This is a genomic window from Microbacterium sp. SLBN-111 (genome assembly GCF_049739645.1).
Classification (GTDB): domain Bacteria; phylum Actinomycetota; class Actinomycetes; order Actinomycetales; family Microbacteriaceae; genus Microbacterium.
Genome location: NZ_JBMGQH010000001.1, coordinates 913,445 through 932,270, shown reverse-complemented (window position 1 = coordinate 932,270; position 18,826 = coordinate 913,445). Strand labels below are relative to the sequence as shown.

General features: G+C 70.6%; 15 protein-coding genes and 3 tRNA genes. 7 read left to right on the top strand and 11 right to left on the bottom strand.

All coding sequences use genetic code 11. The annotated features are described in order from the left end of the window. Positions 1 to 2: 2 nt before the first annotated feature. On the top strand, positions 3 to 2,348 hold the full coding sequence (locus RKD05_RS04415; protein ID WP_424708279.1) for an ATP-binding cassette domain-containing protein: 2,346 nt from the start codon (positions 3 to 5) through the stop codon (positions 2,346 to 2,348). Positions 2,349 to 2,410: 62 nt separating this feature from the next. Here RKD05_RS04415 and RKD05_RS04410 read toward each other — a convergent pair whose 3' ends face one another. From RKD05_RS04410 to RKD05_RS04380, 7 genes are all read right to left on the bottom strand, one after another. Continuing rightward, positions 2,411 to 2,878 carry a dehydrogenase gene (locus RKD05_RS04410; protein ID WP_424708278.1) on the bottom strand — a complete coding sequence of 156 codons (468 nt, stop codon included), beginning with the start codon at positions 2,876 to 2,878 and terminating at the stop codon, positions 2,411 to 2,413. Positions 2,879 to 2,977: 99 nt separating this feature from the next. Then, entirely contained in the window at positions 2,978 to 4,732 is a 1,755-nt protein-coding gene (locus tag RKD05_RS04405; RefSeq protein WP_424708276.1) for a cation:proton antiporter, read from the bottom strand. A gap of 44 nt (positions 4,733 to 4,776) precedes the next feature. After that, complete coding sequence (locus tag RKD05_RS04400) at positions 4,777 to 6,015, bottom strand: kynureninase (protein ID WP_424708275.1); 1,239 nt, start codon at positions 6,013 to 6,015, stop codon at positions 4,777 to 4,779. Beyond that, positions 6,005 to 6,940: a hypothetical protein gene (locus RKD05_RS04395; RefSeq protein WP_424708274.1), complete on the bottom strand. Its 936-nt coding sequence runs from the start codon at positions 6,938 to 6,940 to the stop codon at positions 6,005 to 6,007. The genes RKD05_RS04400 and RKD05_RS04395 overlap by 11 nt, the downstream gene beginning before the upstream one ends. Positions 6,941 to 6,948: 8 nt before the next feature. Then, entirely contained in the window at positions 6,949 to 7,203 is a 255-nt protein-coding gene (locus RKD05_RS04390; RefSeq protein ID WP_022879717.1) for a glutaredoxin family protein, read from the bottom strand. Between the two features lie 43 nt (positions 7,204 to 7,246). After that, a complete protein-coding gene (locus tag RKD05_RS04385) occupies positions 7,247 to 8,371 on the bottom strand; it encodes a glycosyltransferase (RefSeq protein WP_424708272.1) in 1,125 nt (374 codons plus the stop codon). Between the two features lie 130 nt (positions 8,372 to 8,501). Further along, positions 8,502 to 9,581 (bottom strand): polysaccharide deacetylase family protein, encoded by a 1,080-nt coding sequence (locus RKD05_RS04380; RefSeq protein WP_424708270.1) that lies wholly within the window; start codon positions 9,579 to 9,581, stop codon positions 8,502 to 8,504. A 181-nt stretch (positions 9,582 to 9,762) separates the two neighbouring features. On the opposite strand from RKD05_RS04380, the gene RKD05_RS04375 reads away from it, so the two are divergent. The 3 genes from RKD05_RS04375 to RKD05_RS04365 all read left to right on the top strand — a co-directional run bounded on the left by RKD05_RS04375 (position 9,763) and on the right by RKD05_RS04365 (position 13,643). Further along, positions 9,763 to 10,719, top strand: a complete 957-nt coding sequence (locus RKD05_RS04375) for a Gfo/Idh/MocA family protein (RefSeq protein WP_424708269.1) — start codon at positions 9,763 to 9,765, stop codon at positions 10,717 to 10,719. Between the two features lie 44 nt (positions 10,720 to 10,763). Further along, positions 10,764 to 11,957 (top strand): chromate efflux transporter, encoded by a 1,194-nt coding sequence (gene chrA, locus RKD05_RS04370; RefSeq protein WP_424708267.1) that lies wholly within the window; start codon positions 10,764 to 10,766, stop codon positions 11,955 to 11,957. A 102-nt stretch (positions 11,958 to 12,059) separates the two neighbouring features. After that, positions 12,060 to 13,643: an AMP-binding protein gene (locus tag RKD05_RS04365; protein WP_424708265.1), complete on the top strand. Its 1,584-nt coding sequence runs from the start codon at positions 12,060 to 12,062 to the stop codon at positions 13,641 to 13,643. A 252-nt stretch (positions 13,644 to 13,895) separates the two neighbouring features. Here RKD05_RS04365 and RKD05_RS04360 read toward each other — a convergent pair. From RKD05_RS04360 to RKD05_RS04350, 3 genes are all read right to left on the bottom strand, one after another. Continuing rightward, positions 13,896 to 13,968, bottom strand: a tRNA-Phe gene (locus tag RKD05_RS04360). 64 nt (positions 13,969 to 14,032) lie between these two features. Continuing rightward, positions 14,033 to 14,106: transfer RNA gene (locus RKD05_RS04355), tRNA-Asp, on the bottom strand. A gap of 26 nt (positions 14,107 to 14,132) precedes the next feature. Then, positions 14,133 to 14,205, bottom strand: a tRNA-Glu gene (locus RKD05_RS04350). Between the two features lie 215 nt (positions 14,206 to 14,420). On the opposite strand from RKD05_RS04350, the gene RKD05_RS04345 reads away from it, so the two are divergent. Next, positions 14,421 to 15,851 carry a M23 family metallopeptidase gene (locus tag RKD05_RS04345; RefSeq protein ID WP_424708264.1) on the top strand — a complete coding sequence of 477 codons (1,431 nt, stop codon included), beginning with the start codon at positions 14,421 to 14,423 and terminating at the stop codon, positions 15,849 to 15,851. 53 nt (positions 15,852 to 15,904) lie between these two features. Here the strand turns inward: RKD05_RS04345 and RKD05_RS04340 are convergent, their stop codons facing one another. Continuing rightward, complete coding sequence (locus tag RKD05_RS04340) at positions 15,905 to 16,438, bottom strand: inorganic diphosphatase (RefSeq protein ID WP_022879724.1); 534 nt, start codon at positions 16,436 to 16,438, stop codon at positions 15,905 to 15,907. 205 nt (positions 16,439 to 16,643) lie between these two features. On the opposite strand from RKD05_RS04340, the gene tilS reads away from it, so the two are divergent. Together tilS and RKD05_RS04330 are read left to right on the top strand one after the other, a co-directional pair. Then, positions 16,644 to 17,645 (top strand): tRNA lysidine(34) synthetase TilS, encoded by a 1,002-nt coding sequence (tilS, locus tag RKD05_RS04335; protein ID WP_424708262.1) that lies wholly within the window; start codon positions 16,644 to 16,646, stop codon positions 17,643 to 17,645. 137 nt (positions 17,646 to 17,782) lie between these two features. Further along, entirely contained in the window at positions 17,783 to 18,808 is a 1,026-nt protein-coding gene (locus RKD05_RS04330) for a hypothetical protein (RefSeq protein ID WP_424708261.1), read from the top strand. Positions 18,809 to 18,826: the final 18 nt, after the last annotated feature.

Here is an 18,826-nt window from a genome sequence, read left to right as displayed (position 1 = left end):
CCATGACCGATGCCCCCGCCGACGCCCATGACGTCATCCGCGTGCGCGGTGCGCGCGAGAACAACCTCAAGAACATCGACGTCGACGTTCCCAAGCGGCGGCTGACCGTCTTCACGGGGGTGAGCGGGTCGGGCAAGTCATCGCTGGTCTTCGGCACGATCGCGGCCGAGTCGCAGCGGCTCATCAACGACACGTATCCGACCTTCGTGCAGCAGTTCATGGGTCAGCCCTCGCGGCCCGAGGTCGATGCCCTCGAGAACCTCAGCGCGACGATCCGAGTCGACCAGGAGCGGATGTCGCCGAACGCGCGCTCCACCGTGGGGACGGCGAGCGACGTGCACGCCATGCTGCGCGTGCTGTTCAGCCGCCTCGGGCAGCCACACGTCGGCTCGTCGCAGGCGTTCTCGTTCAACGTGCCGTCGCTGTCCGGCGCGGGCGCCGTGACGATCGCGACCGGTGCCCGCAAGGGGCAGCGAGAGCGCCGGTCGTTCGAGATCACCGGCGGCATGTGTCCCGACTGCGAGGGCCTCGGGCAGGTGAGCGACATCGACCTCGCGCAGATCGTCGACGAGTCGCTGTCGCTCAACGACGGCGCGATCCTCGTCCCCGGGTACACCGCCGACGGCTGGATGGTGCGGATCTTCGCCGAGGCGGGCTTCTTCGACGGCGATACGCCCGTGCGCGACTTCACCCCCGAGCAGCGGCAGATCTTCCTCTACGGCGAGCAGCAGAAGGTGAAGATCGCCAGCTCGAACATGACCTACGAGGGGCTCGTCCCCAAGATCACGAAGAGCATGCTGCAGAAGGATCGCGACGGTCTGCAGCCGCACATCCGCGCCTTCGTCGATCGGGCGGTGACCTTCGTGCCGTGCCCCGCGTGCGGGGGCACCCGCCTCAACGAGGGCGCGCGCTCGTCCCGCATCGACGGCGTCAACATCGCGGATGCCGCGGCCATGCAGATCACCGACCTCGCCGCCTGGGTGCGGACGATCGACGACCCGTCGGTGGCGCCGGTCGTCGACGGCCTCCGCGACACGCTCGACGCCTTCGTCCACATCGGCCTCGGCTACCTGTCGCTCGACCGCGCGAGCGGAACCCTCTCCGGCGGGGAGGCCCAGCGCACCAAGATGATCCGTCACCTCGGCTCGAGCCTGACCGACATCACGTACGTCTTCGACGAGCCGACCGCGGGTCTGCACCCGCACGACATCCAGCGGATGAACGACACCCTGCGCCAGCTCCGCGACAAGGGCAACACGCTGCTCGTCGTCGAGCACAAGCCCGAGGTGATCGAGATCGCGGACCACGTGGTAGACCTCGGCCCTCGCGCCGGTCGCGACGGCGGGACGATCCAGTACGAGGGCGACGTCGCCGGACTCCGCGGTTCCGACACACTGACCGGCCGCTTCCTCGATCATCGCGCCCAGCTGAAGACCGCGGTGCGCCCGCGGACCGGGGCGATCCCGATCCGAGGAGCGTCGCAGCACAACCTCAAGAACGTCGATGTCGATGTTCCTCTCGGTGTCCTCACGGTCGTCACGGGGGTCGCCGGATCGGGGAAGTCGTCGCTGATCCACGGCAACCTTCCCGCGCACGACGACGTGGTGGTCGTCGACCAGACCCCGATCAAGGGCTCGCGGCGCAGCAGCCCGGCGACCTACACCGGCATCCTGGACGCCGTCCGCTCGGCCTTCGCGAAGGCGAACGGCGTCAAGCCCGCGCTGTTCAGCGCCAACTCGGAGGGTGCGTGCGTGGCATGCAACGGGCTGGGGGTGATCGTCACGCAACTGGGCTTCCAGTCGACGGTCGAGACCGTCTGCGAACTGTGCGGCGGAACCGGGTTCGCCGACGAGGTGCTCGAGTACACGCTCGACGGCAAGAACATCGCCGAGGTCCTGCAGATGTCGGTGACCGAGGCATCCACGTTCCTCACCCGGGGACCCGCGGCGACGGTGCTGGGGCGCCTCGTCGATGTGGGGTTGGGGTACATCACGCTCGGTCAGTCGCTCAACACCCTGTCGGGCGGCGAGCGGCAGAGGTTGAAGCTCGCGATCTCGATGGCGAAGAAGGGGGCGGTGTACGTGCTCGACGAACCGACGACGGGTCTGCACCTCGCCGACGTCGACACCCTGCTCGCCCTGCTCGATTCCCTCGTGGATGCCGGTAACACCGTCGTCGTGATCGAGCACCACCAGGCCGTCATGGCGCACGCCGACTGGATCATCGACATCGGTCCGGGTGCCGGGAGGGACGGCGGCACGATCGTGTTCGAGGGAACCCCGGCCGACCTCGTCGTCGCGCGTTCGACGCTCACCGGCGAGCACCTCGCGCGGTACGTCGGCGCCTGAGGCGCGGCAGCCGCCGCGACCTCGCGCGGGACGTCGGGGCCCGGCGCGCGGCCGCGGCCGGTTCAGGCCGGGGGAGTGACCGTCGCCGTGTGCAGGTGGCGGTCGCCGTGGGCGAGCACCTTGACGATGACCCCGCGCTGACGCAGCTCGGCCACGGCACGGGACGCATCGGCGCGCGAGACGCCGAGCGCCTCGAGGGTCGTGACGACGAGGACGTCGCCGCGCGTCAGGGTGCCGAAGAACCGGTCGAGCCGTGCGGCCCAGTCCTCGAGCGTTTCGGGCGCGGGGTGGCGGAAACCCTCGATGGGGACGCCGAAGCGGGTCAGGTCATCGCGCTGCTGCACGATCGACGGGAGCCCGGGGCGGGACACGACCAGCCCCACGAGCCGCGAACCGGCGGGGCGGGCGCGCCACCAGGCTCCGTCGCTCTGCATCTCGGTGAAGCACTGCGGGCAGTCGGCAGCGGTGTGAGCGACCGGCGTGGCGGCGCTCGTGGCATCCGTCGACGACGTCGGGATCGGTTCGCTCATGGCACCTCCGCTTCTATTGTGCCGTACGCCCCCGACAGCGCCCCGCCCCCGCCGCAGCCCGCACCCCCCCCGCAGCCCGCCCCCGCACGCCCCGCGGCGTCAGTCGTCCTCGCCGTCGATGCGCAGCTCCAGGCTCAGCTGGTCGGCGTCGAGCTCGGCAAGGGCGTGGCGCAGCGCGGCCGTGCTGTACCGGCCGTCGTGGCTGATGCGGTTCAGCTCGCGCCGCATCGCGTCGACCGACGCGAGCCGGAACTCGAGCAGGTCGCGGGCTCTCGCCGTCAGGTCGTCGTCGGTCGGGCGCGCCAGCCGCGCCCCGGCCTGCTCGAGGAGGTCCGCAGGGAACGGTTCGCCGTTCCGTCGCGTGAGCTTCCCCGCAGTCAGGGCCGCGACCGAGGCCGTGCGGAGCTCGGTGTCCAGCGCGTGCTGCTCCTCCCGCGTGGGTCCTTCGCCCGCCCCCTCGGAGAGGCCGACGCTCCGGACGACCAGCGACAGCGTCAGCCCCTGAATCAGGAGGCTGAACAGCGCGACGAGGAACGCCACGAAGATCAGCAGCGCACGGTCGTTCACGCCCTCGTTCTCGCCGGGCAGGGTCTGCGCGGCCGCGAGCGTGACGACGCCGCGCATCCCGGCCCAGACGATGATGATGCCGTGCCGCCAGCCCAGGGGGCTGTCGCGGTAGTAGTCGAGGTCGGCCAGGGTCCGGGTCACCCGACGGCGGACCAGGCCGAAGCCGCGCTTGGCCCGGTCGGGGTCCGAGACCCGGCTCTCGAACGCGGCGGGGTCGGCACGATACGCCTGTTCCATCTCATCGATGCGCTCGCTGATCTTCTCCGCGCGCTGGCGGTGGGTGACGCGCCTCCGGCTGCGCCGGCCCTGCAGCCAGATGATCCCCGCGACGTAAAGGGCGCGCACCCCGAGTGAGATGCCGAGGGCGCTGAGCGCGAGCCACGTGCCGTACCAGAGGCCCTCGTGCTCTCCGAGGTTGGCGTTGACGATGTCCTTCAGCTCCAGGCCGAAGACGAGGAAGACGCCGCCCTCGAGGATCAGCTCGATCGTCCGCCAGTTGAGTCGGTCGCTGAGTCGCTGCTCGGGGGTGAAACGGCGGGCTGCGCCCTGCCCGGTGACGATGCCCGCGACGACCGCCGCCACGAGCCCCGACCCGCCGAGGTGCTCGGTGGGGAGGTAGGCGATGAACGGGATCGTGAAGCTCAGCGCGGTGTTCGCCGCGGGGTTGCTGACGCGCTCGCGCACGCGCAGGTTCCCCCACCCGACGAGCGCTCCGATCGCGAGGGCGATCACGACGGCCCAGGCGAAGTTGGCCACGGCGTCGCCGAAGGCGAAGCTGGATGCCACGGCCGCCACGGCCGTCCGCAAGAGCACGAGCGCGGTCGCATCGTTCAGGAGGCTCTCGCCCTCGAGAAGGGTGATGACGCGGGGAGCGATGCCCAGACGCTTGGCGATCGAGGTGGCCACGGCATCCGTCGGACTCAGGATCGCGCCGAGCGCCACGCCGAGGGCGAGTCCGAGTCCCGGGATGACGGCGGCGAAGAACAGGCCGAGGCCGAGCGAGCTCAGCACCACGAGGAGCACCGACAGCCCCGCGATGGGGGCGAAGTCGCGGCGGAACTCGATCGCGGGCAGCTGCAGCGCGGCCGAGTACAGCAGCGGCGGGAGCACGCCGATCAGGATGACTTCGGGGTTGACGGTGACCCCCGGGACGAACGGCAGCAGGCTCACGCCCAGGCCGATCGCCATGAGCACGAGAGGCCCGGCGATGTTGAAGCGCGGCGCAATGACCGTGACGAGCGAGACCACCACGATCCCGCCGACGACGATGAGGAGGGGGTCGATCACCCTCGAAGGGTAACCGGAGCGACGCTGCGGGATGAAGCCGAGGGTCAGCCCTCGGCGCGTACGGCCTCCGCCACGGCGACGAGTCCGGTCAGGGTTTCGGCGAAGCTCGTCGACAGCGGTGCGAGGCCGATCCGCAGTCCGTGCGGGTCGCGGTAGTCCGGGATGACGTCGCCCGCCCACAGCCGCGCCGTGACCGCCCGCATCGCCGGGTGCGACAGCGTCACGTGCCCACCGCGCTCGGCCGGATCGCGCGGCGACGCGAGGCCCACCCCGAGCGGAGCCAGGATGCCATCGCCCACCCGGAGCGCGAACTCGGTCAGCGCCACGGACTTCGCGCGGATCGCCGCGATGCCGACGCCCTCGATGAGATCGAGCGTGTCCTGCATCGCGAGCATCGCGAGCACGTGCGGAGTGCCCGAGAGGAACCGCCGCATGCCGTCGGCCGGGCGGTACTCCGGCCCCATCGCGAAGACGTCCGCGGCGCCCATCCACCCCTGGATCGGCTGCGTCAGCGTCCGATGGTGCCGGTCGGCGACGTACGCGAACGCGGGGGAGCCCGGGCCGCCGTTCAGGTACTTGTACGTGCAGCCGACGGCGAGGTCCACGCCCCACGCGTCCAGCTCGACGGGCACGGACCCGGCGGAGTGGCACAGGTCCCACAGCACGAGGGCGCCGGCGTCGTGCGCGATACGCGTGAGGGTCTCGGCATCCGCGAGATATCCGGAGCGGTAGGACACGTGGCTGAGCAGCACGACCGCGGTGCGCGGGCCGACGACGGCGCGGAGCGCGTCGGCATCCACTCCGCGTGATGTGTCGACCTCGACCCACACGACCCGTGCGCCGCGTTCGGCGGCGATGCCCTCGACGAGGTAGCGGTCGGTGGGGAAGTCGTCGCGGCCCACGACGATCTCGACGCGTTCCGGGTCGGCCGCGGAACGCTCCGCGAGTCCGGCGCGCAGCAGCTTGTAGAGCAGCACGGTGGTGGAGTCGCCGATGATCGTCTGCCCGGTCGCGGCCCCCAGCGTCGACCGGCCGAGGCGGTCGCCGATGCGGAACGGCAGGTCCATCCACGACTCGTCCCAGCCGCGGATGAGGCGCCCGCCCCACTCCTCGGTCACGAAGGTGCGCAGCCGCTCCGCCGTGGCGCGCGGCGGCCGCCCGAGCGAGTTGCCGTCGAAGTACACCAGCGACGTCTCGGTGCCGACGAACGCGTCGCGGTACGCGGCGAGCGGGTCGGCGGCATCCGAAGCCTCGGCCTCGGCGGCGAACGATTCAGTCGACACGGGTGAGCTCCTCGGTCGGGACGACGACCGCGCGCGACAGCCAGGTCGCGAGGTCGTCGGGGTCGGTCGGTGCGGGACCCACCAGGAAGCTGCGGACCGCGTCGGTGCCCGTCCTCGCCGGCCACGGATCGGTGAGGGATGCCACGAGCGCGTCGCCGCGGATCCCGGCCTCCTGCAGCGCGAGGAGCTCGCGGCGATTGACGCCGAGGGGGAGCGGGCCGTTGCCGAGGTCGGTGCCGTACAGCACGCGTCCGCCCTGAGCGGCGAAGGCGCCGAGGTGGGCGATCGCCCGGGCGCGCGCCTCCCCGCGGTGGATGTCGAGCGTGGAGATCCAGATCTGGCCGCCCTCCGCCGCCCGGGTGAGGGAGTGCCGGGAGAGTGTGGCGTCGAACGGCGTGTGGGCCAGTGCCGCGACGCCCCGGTCGATCGCGCGCTCGACCTGCCCGGCACCCTGGGCGTGGGCGACGACCGGCAGACCCCGGTCGGCCGCCGCGGCGAGGACGGCGTCCAGGACCGTGTCGGGCATCACGGGCCCCGCGTCGGCGTTCAGCGCGACCTTGATGACGGTGGCACTGGCGTCGGCCTGCGCGTCGACAGCGGTGCGCGCCCCGCCCGGAACCCCCGGATGCAGCGACGGGTCGGACACGGTGTGCACGATGGCATCCGGTGCCCACGACCGTCCGCTCGGGTATCCGCCGGGTGCCGTGAGGAAGGCCCCGGCGAACGACACCCGTGGCAGTCCCGCCGCGCGTCGTGCGAGCACCGCCGGATCGCCACCGAGGTCCACGACAGCGGCGATCCCGCGAGCGGGGAGGGCGTCGATCTCGACGAGGTGCCCGTGGACGTGGTGGTCGGCGAACGCCGGGAGCGACGTCCCGATCTCACCGGTCGCGTGACGGCGAACCGGCCACGCGGCGGCGAGCATCAGGAGCGTCAGATGAGCGAGAGCTCGCGGAGCTTGGCTTCGACGTCGGCGTTCGACGGCTCGACGTGGTGCGAAGCGTCGGGGTACACCACGACGGGGATGTTCGTGCGGCCCGAGATCTCCTTGGCCACATCGGCGGCCGCCGGGTCGGCCACCAGGTCGACGTACTCGTAGGCGACGCCGAGTTCGTCGAGCTGCTTCTTGGTGCGGATGCAGTCGCGGCACCAGTCGGCGCCGAACATGCGAATGGATGCGTCAGACATGGTTCCAGGGTACGCCGCCGGGACGGAGCCCGGCCGGGGTCGTTCAGGCGGCGATCTCGTCCTCGAGGGTCTCGGGGAGGGGCATCTGCGCCAGGCGGCTGCGCTTGGGGGCGTAGACGACGAGGGCGTGGTAGACGAACCGGACGACGAACGCCGCGAGCAGCGTCACCGCGGTGGCGATGACCACGTGCAGGTGCGCGGCGCTGACGAGCAGCCACAGCAGGGGGATGCGGACGAGCGCCTCGATGCCGTTGAACGTGAACGACTTCAGGAACCGGTGGCGCATGAGCCCCGACTCCGCGCGCATGTCGGCGAAGACGAGGTACTCGAGCGCGAGGAAATTGCCGATGATCGTCAGTACGCTCGCGATCACGGAAGCCACGAGGTACTGCACGCCGATCCCGGTCAGGGCCCACGTGATGAGCAGGTTCGCGACCGCGCCGATACCGCCGACGACCGCGAACGCCGACATGCGGCCGAAGCGCAGCATCGTGAGCTGCGTGAGGAACCGCATGCCCTGGCTGAAGGAGGCCTTCGACTCGCCGGCGAAACGCGGGGCGAACGAGAACGGGACCTCGGCGACGCGCATCTGCTTGCGGGCGAGGATCTCGAGGAGGATCTTGAAACCGCGCGGACGCAGACCCTCGACGTCGAGCGAGGTGCGGTCGATGAGGAAGAACCCCGTCATCGGGTCGGAGCAGTTGTGCAGCTTCCGCGGGAACATCGCCTTGGTCAGCATCGTCGACCCGCGCGACACGAGCGTGCGCACCGCATTCGCGAGTCCGTCCGACGTTCCGCCCGCGGTGTAGCGCGAGGCGACCACGACGTCCGCGTCACCCATCTCGGCGCGGGCGAGCAGTTCGGCGATGACCTCCGGCGGGTGCTGCAGGTCGCCGTCCATCACGACGCAGAAGTCGGATGCCGCGGCCCGGATTCCGTCGACCACGGCGCCGCCGAGGCCGCCGACCGGCTGGTCGCGGTGGAGGAGCCGCACCGGGATGGATGCCTGAGCGGCGACCGCCCGGATGATGTCGGGGGTGTCGTCGGTGGAGTCGTCGACGAAGAGGATCTCGACGGCACGACCGGGAAGCGCGGCCGTCGTTCGACGGACGAGTTCGGCGACGTTCGGACCCTCGTTGAAGGTCGGAACGATGACGGATAGGTCCATGAATGCTCGCGTTTCGGTGGTTCCGGAGATACAAATCTAGACGGGCCCACGCGTGGCCCAACTTAGGATTGTGGATCATTCACCTGTGAGATAGCGGCACGCGGAACCCAGGGAGCGGTTCCAGGGCATCTCAGCCGATGGCATCCTTCAGGTCGTCCACCGTCATCCCGTAATTGATGCGGATGACCGGGAGCGCGAGCTTGTCGGTTCCGACGTGCACGTATCCGTGTTCGACGGTGCGTCCGAGTTCGAACCCGGCGCGACGCATGCCTTCTTTTGTCGTGTCGTTGTAGTGGCCGAACGGATACGCGACGACTTCCTTCGCGCCGAGGATCTTGGCGGACTGCTCGAGGTCGGCGGCGATGGTGTCGGCATCCTCGTTCACCATGCGCCCCTTTCCGTTCGCGCCCGCGCGGTGCATGTCGTGCGTGTGCGAACGCTGCTGCACGAAGCGATTGGGCGTGCCTTCGGTGCGGGCCGACGTGATCACAAACGACGTGGTCAACAGTTGGCGGGCGTCCACGACCGGTGCGGCTTGCTCGAGCCACGTGCTGTCGGCGTCGTCGTCGGTGATGATCACGGAGTGGCGGGGGAGGAACAGTGCCCCATCGATGAAGGCGCTCAGCTCGTCCCAGGTCGGCAGGTAGAAACCGGACTGCTGGATGTACGCCATCTGCGCGTCGAAGTCGCCGATGAAGGTGTAGTTCGCGCGGAGCCAGTTGTCCTCGCCGTCGGGGTTCCGCGTGAACTGGTGGTACATGAGGATCGGGATGCCGGCATCCTCCGCCGTGTTCTTCTCGGGAGTCGTCCACGCCCCGTACAGAGTCTTCTCTCGGCCGGTGCAGGCGACCAGGTCGGCGCCGTTGATGCGAGCCGGGAGCGCGAGTGCTGCCGCGTCGGCGGCGGTCGCGTACCAGCCGGCGAACACCCGGCCGTCGGCACGCGGCAGCGGCAGCGCGGCGTAGCGGGTGTCCTCGGTCTGCAGCTGCGGGTCGAGGGCGATCCCGTCCCCCGTGAAAGACACGGCGCACGCCTTCGGATCGGCGCTGGTCGACAGGAGTCTCTGCGCCGCGGTGAGAGGCGTCGGGGTCGGGGTGGGCGTCGCGGTCGCCACGGGCGTCGGGCTGTTCTCGGCCACCGGTTCGGCGGACAAACCGCGCAGCAGCGCGAACACCGTCACGCCCCCGCCGATCAGGGCGATCGCGACCACCGCCGCGACGGTTCGGCGCAGGCGTGCCCGCCGCGAAGCGCGTCGTCGTGCCTGCGTGCGCGTCCCCATTGATCCCGCCCCCTCGATCGTGCCGATCGTCCCCACGATCAGGGCGATCCTAGTAGGACGTTTCACGCAGGACCTCGACGAAGACGCAGGACGTCGCCGCCATGATGGGGGGATGATCCGCATCGGCATCGTCGGGACCAGTTCCATCTCCGAGCGTCTCGCGGACGCGGTCCGCGCGGTCGACGGCGTCGAGCTCGGTCGGGTCGCGTCGCGCGATGCGGGACGCGCGCGGGAGTTCGCCGAGCGCATCGGCGCCCCGGGCATCGCGGAGGGCCTCGACGCGCTGCTCACCGCGGGCGACGTCGACGCCGTCTACCTCGCGAGCCCGAACTCCGTGCACGCGGCGCAGGTGCGGGCGGCGGTGGATGCCGGCATCCCGGTGCTCGTCGAGAAGCCCGCGACCCTCACGGCGGGGGAGTGGGACGCCCTCGTGGCGCGGGCGCGGGAGCGCCGAGTGGTGCTGCTCGAAGCGATGCGGACGGCCCACGATCCCGGCATCCGTGTCGTCCAGGACCTCCTCCCGCGGGTGGGACGGCTGCGCCGGGTGTCGTTCCGCTACGAGAAGCGCTCACCCCGGTACGACCACGTGCTCGCGGGCGAGCAGACGAACATCTTCGACCCGGCGCTGGGCGGCAGCGCGCTGCGCGACCTGGGCGTGTACCCCCTCCACGCGCTCGTGCTGCTGTTCGGTGAGCCGCGCGGGATCCTCGGGAGCCGCGTGGGCATCGCGTCGGGCACCGATGGGCTCGGCAGCGCCATCGTCGAGTACGACGGGTTCCTCGCCGATGTCGCATGGTCGAAGATCACCGACACGTCGCTGCCGAGCGAGATCCAGGGCGAGGACGGCTCTCTCGCGATCGACGCGATCGATGCCCCGCGCCGCCTCGTCCTCACGCCGCGCGGCGGGGCACCCGAAACCATCGAGGTGGACGCGCCCGAGAACCCCATGATCGGCGAGGTCGAGCGCTTCCGCGACGCGGTGAACGGTGCCGACATCGCGGCCGATCAGGCCCGGACGGCGGAGACGCTGCGGCTCGTCGACCGCGTCCTCCCGCGACCCCTGCGGTGAGCCCGGTTCACCCGTCGTTTCCCCCGGGGCGTTAGGAAGAGCGGATGACACGAGCCGGCACCGTTCCCGAGGTGTTCCTCGCCTTCCTCCGTCTGGGCGTCACGTCGTTCGGCGGACCGATCGCGCACCTCGGCTACTTCCGCGACGATCTGGTCACGCGACGCCGGTGGATGGACGACCGCGCGTACGCCGACCTGGTCGCCCTGTGCCAGTTCCTCCCCGGACCGGCGTCGAGCCAGGTCGGGTTCGCGATGGGACTGCAGCGCGCGGGGTTCGTCGGCGCTCTCGCGGCGTTCCTCGGGTTCACCCTTCCCTCGGCCGTGCTCCTCGTCGCCTTCGCCGCCGGAGCATCGCTGTTCGGCGGGCCGGTGGGCGGCGGCATCCTGGACGGGTTGAAGATCGTCGCCGTCGCGATCGTCGCCCAGGCCGTGTGGGGGATGGCGCGCTCGCTCACCCCCGACCCGCCGCGGGCCGCGATCGCGGTCGTCGCGACGGCCCTGGCCCTCGTCGCTCCGGGGGCGGTGGGGCAGCTCGGTGCGCTCGCGGTCGGGGTGCTCGCGGGCCTCCTCCTGCTGCGGGAGGTGGCCGACCCGCCGGGGGAGTCCCTGCCGTCGTTCGGCGTCCCTCGCGCCGTCGCGATCGGATGCCTCGTCGTCGCGGTCGTCGCGCTCCTCGGGCTTCCCGTCCTGGCCGCGGTGACGGGATCGGGTGTGGTCGCGCTCGCCGACGCGTTCTACCGATCCGGTGCCATCGTCTTCGGGGGCGGTCACGTCGTCCTGCCGCTCCTCCAGGGCGCGGTCGTGGAGACCGGCTGGGTCTCGCCCGACGCGTTCCTCGCCGGCTACGGCGCCGCACAGGCCGTCCCGGGTCCCCTCTTCACGTTCGCCGGATACCTGGGCGCCCTCTCCTCGGTCGGCCCCGGCGGAGTCGCGGGAGCGGCCGTCGCGCTCGCCGCGATCTTCCTGCCGGGGTTCCTCGTGCTCGTCGGCGTGCTGCCGTTCTGGGATGCGCTGCGCGGCCGTCCGCGGGTCCGCGCGGCCATGCGCGGAGCGAACGCGGCGGTCGTCGGCATCCTGGCGGCCGCGTTGTACACACCGGTGTTCACGACGGCGATCACCGGGCCGGGGCCGTTCGTGCTCGCGCTCGTCGGCTTCGTGCTGTTGACGACGTTCCGGACGCCGGCGTGGGCCGTCGTCATCGTCGGAGCCGCGGGCGGGGTCGCGCTGTCACTGCTCTGAGAGTCGGCTGAACCTCCGTCTCGAAAGGAGTGACACCGAGTTTCGCCTTTGGCAGGATGGGCGCACGGCGACGGCGCCGCATCCGGTATCGAAGGAGATCCCGTGTTCCACAGCCCGTACTCGCGTATCGAGATCCCCTCCGTCAGCGTCTACGACCACCTCTTCGGCTCGCTCGAGGACACCGACCTCGACCGGGTGGCGATCATCGATCCCCAGACGGGAGCCGAGACGACCTACGGCACGCTGCGCGCGCAGGTCGACGCCTTCGCCGGTGCCCTGGCCCATCGGGGCGTCGACACCGAGACGGTGGTCGCGCTGCTGTGCCCGAACGTCCCCGCCTTCGCGACGGTGTTCCACGGCATCCTGCGCCTGGGGGCGGTGGTGACGACGGTCAACTCCCTCTACACGGCCCACGAGATCGAGACGCAGCTGAGGGATGCCGGCGCCACCTGGCTCGTGACCGTCTCGCCGCTGCTCGGGCCCGCCGCGGAGGCCGCGCGCGCCGTCGGGATCCCGGACGAGCGCATCGTCGTCCTCGATGGCGCCGAGGGTCACCCGGATCTGCGGTCGTTGCTCACGGAGCAGCGGACCCCGCCCGAGGTCTCGTTCGACCCGGCGACGCACGTCGCCGTGCTGCCGTACTCGTCGGGGACCACCGGCGTCCCGAAGGGCGTGATGCTCTCGCACCGCAACCTCGTCGCGAACGTCGACCAGTGCCGCGTGAGCATCCGCCTGAACAGCGACGACCGCGTGCTCGCCGTGCTGCCGTTCTTCCACATCTACGGCATGACCGTGCTGCTGAACCTCGCGCTGCGGCAGCGCGCGACGCTCGTCACGATGCCGAAGTTCGATCTGCTGGCGTTCCTGCGGTGCATCCAGGCGCATCGCTGCACGTTCCTGTTCATCGCCCCGCCGATCGCGCTCGCCCTGGCCAAGCATCCGGTCGTCGACGACTTCGACATCTCCAGCGTCCACACGGTCTTCTCCGGCGCCGCGCCGCTCGACGGGGAGACGGCCGAGACGGCGGGCCGTCGCATCCATGCCCGGTTCTTCCAGGGCTACGGCATGAGCGAGCTGAGCCCGGTGTCGCACGCGATCCCGCCCGAGCGGGAGGACATGCCGGTCAGCTCGGTCGGCGTCCTGATCCCGAACGTCGAGGCCAAGCTCGTCGACATCGACTCCGGTGCCGAGATCGAGGAGCACGGCGACGACGGGTTCACCGCGCCGGGCGAACTCTGGGTGCGCGGACCGAACGTGATGCTCGGCTACCTCAACCGCCCGGATGCCACGGCGGACACGATCGACGCCGACGGCTTCCTGCACACCGGCGACATCGCCACCCACCACGAGGACGGGTACTTCACGATCGTCGACCGGCTCAAGGAGCTGATCAAGTACAAGGGGTATCAGATCGCCCCCGCCGAGCTGGAGGCGCTGCTGCTGTCGCATCCGAAGATTCAGGATGCCGCCGTCATCGGCGTCCTCGACGAGGAGAAGCAGGAGATCCCCAAGGCTTTCGTGGTTCCGGCCGCGGGCGCGGAACTCACGGCCGACGACGTCATGGCGTTCGTCGCAGCCGAGGTCGCGCCCCACAAGAAGGTGCGGCGCGTGGAGTTCGTGGATGCCATCCCGAAGTCGGCATCCGGGAAGATCCTGCGGAAGGACCTGCGCGCCCGCGAGGCGTGACGCGGGCGGCGGGCCGGTGCTCCCGCGACGGCGGCGCGTGCGAGTGCCGGGGCCGGCGTTCGTGTCCGTTGAGTGTCCAGGACACGCGGACGGCCCCGCCGCGCGTCCGCGTGTCTTGGACACTGAAACGGGGTGCGGGCGCCCGAGCGCCGAGCGCGGGGCGTGGCGGCGGGACGAGCGGGAAAAAGACGAAACCCCCGCGATGTAGAAGCTACGCGAGGGTTCCTGGGGTGACTGTAACGGTCACCCTTGTGGCTCCGACCGGCATCGATCCGGTGACCTTTCGATTTTCAGTCGAACGCTCTACCAACTGAGCTACAGAGCCGAGCGGCATGTCTGCCGCTTCCTAAACGAAAGGCCTCCTCGAAAGAAGGCCCGTCGCTGTGGAGCGACCCTGACGGGACTTGAACCCGCGACCTCCGCCGTGACAGGGCGGCACGCTAACCAACTGCGCTACAGGGCCATGCTTGTTTAATTGTGACCGGTGAGTGACCCCAACGGGATTCGAACCCGTGCTACCGCCGTGAAAGGGCGGCGTCCTAGGCCGCTAAACGATGGGGCCGGATGAACCCCGAATCGTGCGATTCCGTGCTCACTTGCCGACGACCGAGCCTACTTCATGATTCTTGAGATTGCCAATCGGGGGCGTGGCGCTCCGCATCCCTGGCGTGTCGGCGGTCCAAACTTGTCCCCGGCAGCGGGAACTCGCCCTGTTGTTCGTGTGATTCGTGTTGCTACTGTGGTGCGAGTTGCGAACCGGTGAGATGAGGTATTCCCGTGACGCCTGAACCCCACGACGGCGCTGACGACTGCGGTTGCGCGCCGAGCCCGAGCGAACGAGCCCGGCTCTGGCCCTCCGTCGATCGCCGTGGTGCCCTCATGCTCGGCGCGTTCGGTGCGGTCGCCCTCGGCGCGATCGGGGCCACGGTCCCCTCGCTGGCATCCTCGTCGCCCGCCTTCGCCGCGGATTACCCCTCGTGGGCCGACGTCGAGGCCGCTCGAGCGAACGAGGCGGCGAAGGCCGCGGAGATCACTCGCATCCAGGGCCTGATCGCGGGACTGCAGGCCGATGTCGACCGCACCCAGGCCGAGGTCGTCGCACGCTCGGACGAGTACTACGCGGCGCAGCAGGCGTTCTTCGACGCCGACTACCGCGCGCAGCAGCTCCGGACCCAGGCGGACGCGGAAGCGGCCAAGGCGACGGATGCCGCGACCAAGGCCGGCAAGGTCGCCGCCCAGCTCTACAAGACCGGTGGCGACGACACGTCGCTCGACCTCTTCTTCTCGGGATCGGCGGCCACGGCCGACGATCTGCTCGCCAAGCTCGGCACGATGGACAAGCTGCTCGAGCGCAACCGCTCGGTCTACGCGGCCGCGGTCGCCGCGCGGGACAACGCGAAGAACCTGAGCGGTCAGGCCGATGACGCCAAGGCCGAGCGCGACCGTCTGCAGAAGATCGCCGAAGACAAGATGGTCGCCGCTCAGCAGGCCGCCGACGCCGCGCAGGCGGCTCTCGCGGCGCAGCAGGCGAACCAGGTCGTCCTCCAGGCCCAGCTCGCCGCGCTGCAGGACACCACGGCCAAGACCGTGGCGGACTACCAGGCCGGTGTCGAGGCGGAGCGCAAGGCGCGCGAGGAGCGCGAGCGCAAGGCGCGCGAAGAGGCTGAGGCACGCGACCGTGCCGCGGCGGCCGCCGCAGCGGCCGCTGCCGCGAACAACGGCGGCGGCGGTGGCGGCGGCGGTGGCGGCGGTGGCGGCGGAGGCGGCGGTGGCGGCGATGTCGTCGGATCCGGATGGGCCCGCCCGTCCTCGGCAGGCACCACGTCCGGATATGGCCCTCGCACCGGCCAGTGCGGGGCGAGCTACTGCGCGAGCACGTGGCACCTCGGCCTCGACTTCGGTGCGGGCTGCTGGTCGCCGATCTACGCCGCGGCGAATGGCCGCGTGACCTACGCCGGGTACAACGGCGGCTACGGCAACTACATCCGTATCCAGCACGACGACGGCTCGGGCACCGGCTACGCACACATCGTCAACGGCGGAATCTACGTCTCGAGCGGCCAGCGAGTCTCCGCGGGCCAGCAGATCGCCGCCACGGGGCAGACGGGCAACTCGTTCGGATGCCACCTCCACTTCGAGGTCTACCCGCCGTGGGGCGGGACGACCGACCCGGCCCCGTGGCTGCGTGATCGCGGCATCTGGGTCTGAGAAACGCGAAAGCCCCCGGTCGAGGACCGGGGGCTTCGTCGTGACCGGGAAGGTCAGAGCGTGTTGGGCGCTTCGCCCTCACCCTGCGTCTTGGTCTGGGCGTCGTGCTCCTCGAAGCGCGCGAACGCCTCGCCGACCAGGCGCTCGGCCTCGGCGGCATCCGCCCATTCGTCGACCTTGACCCACTTGTTGGGCTCGAGGTCCTTGTAGTGCTCGAAGAAGTGCGAGATCTCCTTCTTCGTCCAGTCGTCGATGTCGCCCACGTCCTGGATGTGGTCCCAGCGGGGGTCCTTCGCGAGAACCGCGACGACCTTGTCGTCGCCGCCGGCCTCGTCGCTCATCTTCAGCACGCCGACGGGGCGCACCTTTGCGAGGATGCCGGGGTACAGGTCGCGGTCGAGGAGAACCAGCACGTCGAGGGGGTCGCCGTCCTCGCCGAGCGTGTTCTCGAAGAAGCCGTAGTTCGCCGGGTAGCCGAACACCGTGTACAGGATGCGGTCGAGGAAGACCCGACCGGTGCCGTGGTCGACCTCGTACTTCACGCGGCTGCCGCGCGGGATCTCGATGACGGCGTCGTACGCGCCCATACGTGTGCTCCTTAGATCGGTGGATTTCCGCGCCCAGCCTAGCCGGGGCGGTTCTGCTGCCGTCGGCTCCGGTTCTCGCCGCGACACAACGAAGGAGAATCGCGAGCAGCCCCGCGGATTCCCGGCCTCCCACAGGGCGCGGACGACGGATCTCCTTCGTTGTGTCCGCGCGGGTGGGCGCACGGCGGCGGATAGCGTGGATGCCATGCACGAGCGACGCCCCGGACTCGATCCCGCCGTCGCCGAGGTGCGGCGGGCGGTGCGCACGAGCCTCGAGGGACGCGACGGCGCGGTCCTCGTCGCGCTGTCGGGGGGAGCGGATTCGCTCGCCCTCGCGGCGGCGACCGCGTTCGAGGCCCCGCGGCTCGGCATCCGGGTCGAGGCCGTCGTCATCGACCACCGGCTGCAGGACGGGTCGGCGGCGATCGCCGAACGTGCGGCCGATGTCGCGCGCGGGCTCGGGCTCGCCGCCCGGGTGGTCGCGGTCGAGGTGCGCGGGGCGGGTGGTCCCGAGGCCGCGGCGCGCGACGCGCGTTATGCCGCACTCGCCCGTGCCGCCGCGGAGACCGGGGCCGACGCCGTCCTTCTCGGCCACACCCTCGGCGACCAGGCCGAGACGGTGCTCCTCGGCCTCGCGCGCGGGTCGGGCGCGGCGAGCCTGTCCGGCATGTCTCCCGAGCGGAGGGATGCCACCGGCCCGGTGTGGCTGCGCCCACTCCTCGGCGTCCGTCGCGAGGTGACCGCCGCCGCGTGCGTCGCGGAGGGGCTGGATCCGTGGCGCGACCCGCACAACCTCGACCCCGCCTACGCACGTGTTCGCGTCCGCGAGACCGTCCTCCCCACGTTGGAGCGCGAGCTCGGACCGGGCGTCGCCGAGGCGCTCGCCCGCACCGCGGAGCAGCTTCGCGAGGATGCCGCGGCGTTCCAGGACATGATCGACGAGACGATCGAGGACATCGTCGAGCACGCCGAGGCCGGTATCTCGGTGTCGGTCGCGGCGTTGGCGGCGAATCCCGCGGCGCTCCGGAATCGCATCGTGCGGTACGTCGTCGACAGCGAGTTCGGCGTCGCCCTGACCCGCGCGCAGACGCTCGAGGTCGCCCGCCTCGCGACCGACTGGCGCGGGCAGGGCCCCATCGACCTGCCCGGCTGCGTCGCGCGCCGCGTCGGCGGGCGGATCGAGATCACCGCGCGGGCGGCATCCTGAATACTCTCGCCGACGCGCTCCGTCGGGGCGTGATGCCCGCGGGTCGGTAGCATGCGCGGGTGCCGTACATTCCCTATCGTGCGAAGGACTTCCCCGTTCCGTTCGCTCCGGATGGACGTAGCCATATCGACGTGACGATGGCTGACCTCCAAGCGCACGCCGTCTCGGTCGGTCATGCATCGATCCTCGACGGAGCGAACGGCGGGCCGCGCCTCGACCTCCGTTGGCGCGCCGCAATGATCGAATCGTGTTTGACCGAAGCGAACGACCACTGGGTCCTCGCCGACGGATATGCGGGTCTCGACGGTTCGGAGAAAACAGTGATCAGCTATGTCCTGGGGATGACGCAAGGGTCCGTCATAGCCGAGCGCCTGTTCGGAGCGGGTGCTCTTGTTCATGTGGATGCCGTTCTGCGGTTGCTCGGGCATCTGTACCGTGCCGGACGTCCCGACCTGATCGGTTGGGCGCCGCTGCCACCGGCCCCGCCGGGTCAACCCCTACCCGGAGCGCGGATCTTGTTGGAGGCCAAAGGAACCGCCGGTCGGTACGACTCGAGAGTCGCGGAGCGGGCCCGCGCGCAGCTGAAGCCTCAGCCCGGTGTGCGGGTGAACCGCAACCTGCGGCAACTGGCACTCCTGCTCGGGTCCCACGCGATCTACGCCGTATCGGTCGCCCACTTTGCGCCCGGCGCGATCGGTCCGGGCGGTACGGATCGCACGGAGGATGCCGTGTGGCGCAACTTCGTGCAGGACCCGCCGCCGGGTCTCGACGAAAACTCGTCCTGGTCCGAGGACGATTTCCGCGGCCTCATCCTTGCTGCCACGCTGCTCCCCCTGTACGCCGCGCTCCGCGACGGGGAGATCGACTCCCCGGGGTTGCCCGCCGGGCTGGAGGAGTCATCGGTGGGATACGCGCTCTCGCCGACCATGACCATCGGACTTCCCCGCGCAGCGGTCGACATCTTCGAAGACGCAGATTCGCTCGAGCTTCTCGGCCGATCGGCTAGCGCCGGGCACGAGCAAGATGTCCGACGCCTGGCTCGACGATTGAGCCAGGCTCTGCCCGAACGAACGGTCGTCGCCTCCGAGACGGCCGGTGTCGAGAGTAGTTGGGAGATCGGGTCGTCGGCCTCGGGCGTGATCGTCGCGCGGGCGGCATCCTGAATCCTCCTGCGTAGACTT

Excerpts from the sequence above, each read along its gene's own strand:
- RKD05_RS04415 (WP_424708279.1), top strand. The coding sequence starts at position 3 with ATGACCGATGCCCCCGCCGACGCCCATGACGTCATCCGCGTGCGCGGT.
- RKD05_RS04410 (WP_424708278.1), bottom strand. The coding sequence starts at position 2,878 with ATGAGCGAACCGATCCCGACGTCGTCGACGGATGCCACGAGCGCCGCC.
- RKD05_RS04395 (WP_424708274.1), bottom strand. The coding sequence starts at position 6,940 with ATGCTCGCCGCCGCGTGGCCGGTTCGCCGTCACGCGACCGGTGAGATC.
- RKD05_RS04390 (WP_022879717.1), bottom strand. The coding sequence starts at position 7,203 with ATGTCTGACGCATCCATTCGCATGTTCGGCGCCGACTGGTGCCGCGAC.
- RKD05_RS04385 (WP_424708272.1), bottom strand. The coding sequence starts at position 8,371 with ATGGACCTATCCGTCATCGTTCCGACCTTCAACGAGGGTCCGAACGTC.
- RKD05_RS04375 (WP_424708269.1), top strand. The coding sequence starts at position 9,763 with ATGATCCGCATCGGCATCGTCGGGACCAGTTCCATCTCCGAGCGTCTC.
- chrA (WP_424708267.1), top strand. The coding sequence starts at position 10,764 with ATGACACGAGCCGGCACCGTTCCCGAGGTGTTCCTCGCCTTCCTCCGT.
- RKD05_RS04340 (WP_022879724.1), bottom strand. The coding sequence starts at position 16,438 with ATGGGCGCGTACGACGCCGTCATCGAGATCCCGCGCGGCAGCCGCGTG.
- tilS (WP_424708262.1), top strand. The coding sequence starts at position 16,644 with ATGCACGAGCGACGCCCCGGACTCGATCCCGCCGTCGCCGAGGTGCGG.
- RKD05_RS04330 (WP_424708261.1), top strand. The coding sequence starts at position 17,783 with ATGGCTGACCTCCAAGCGCACGCCGTCTCGGTCGGTCATGCATCGATC.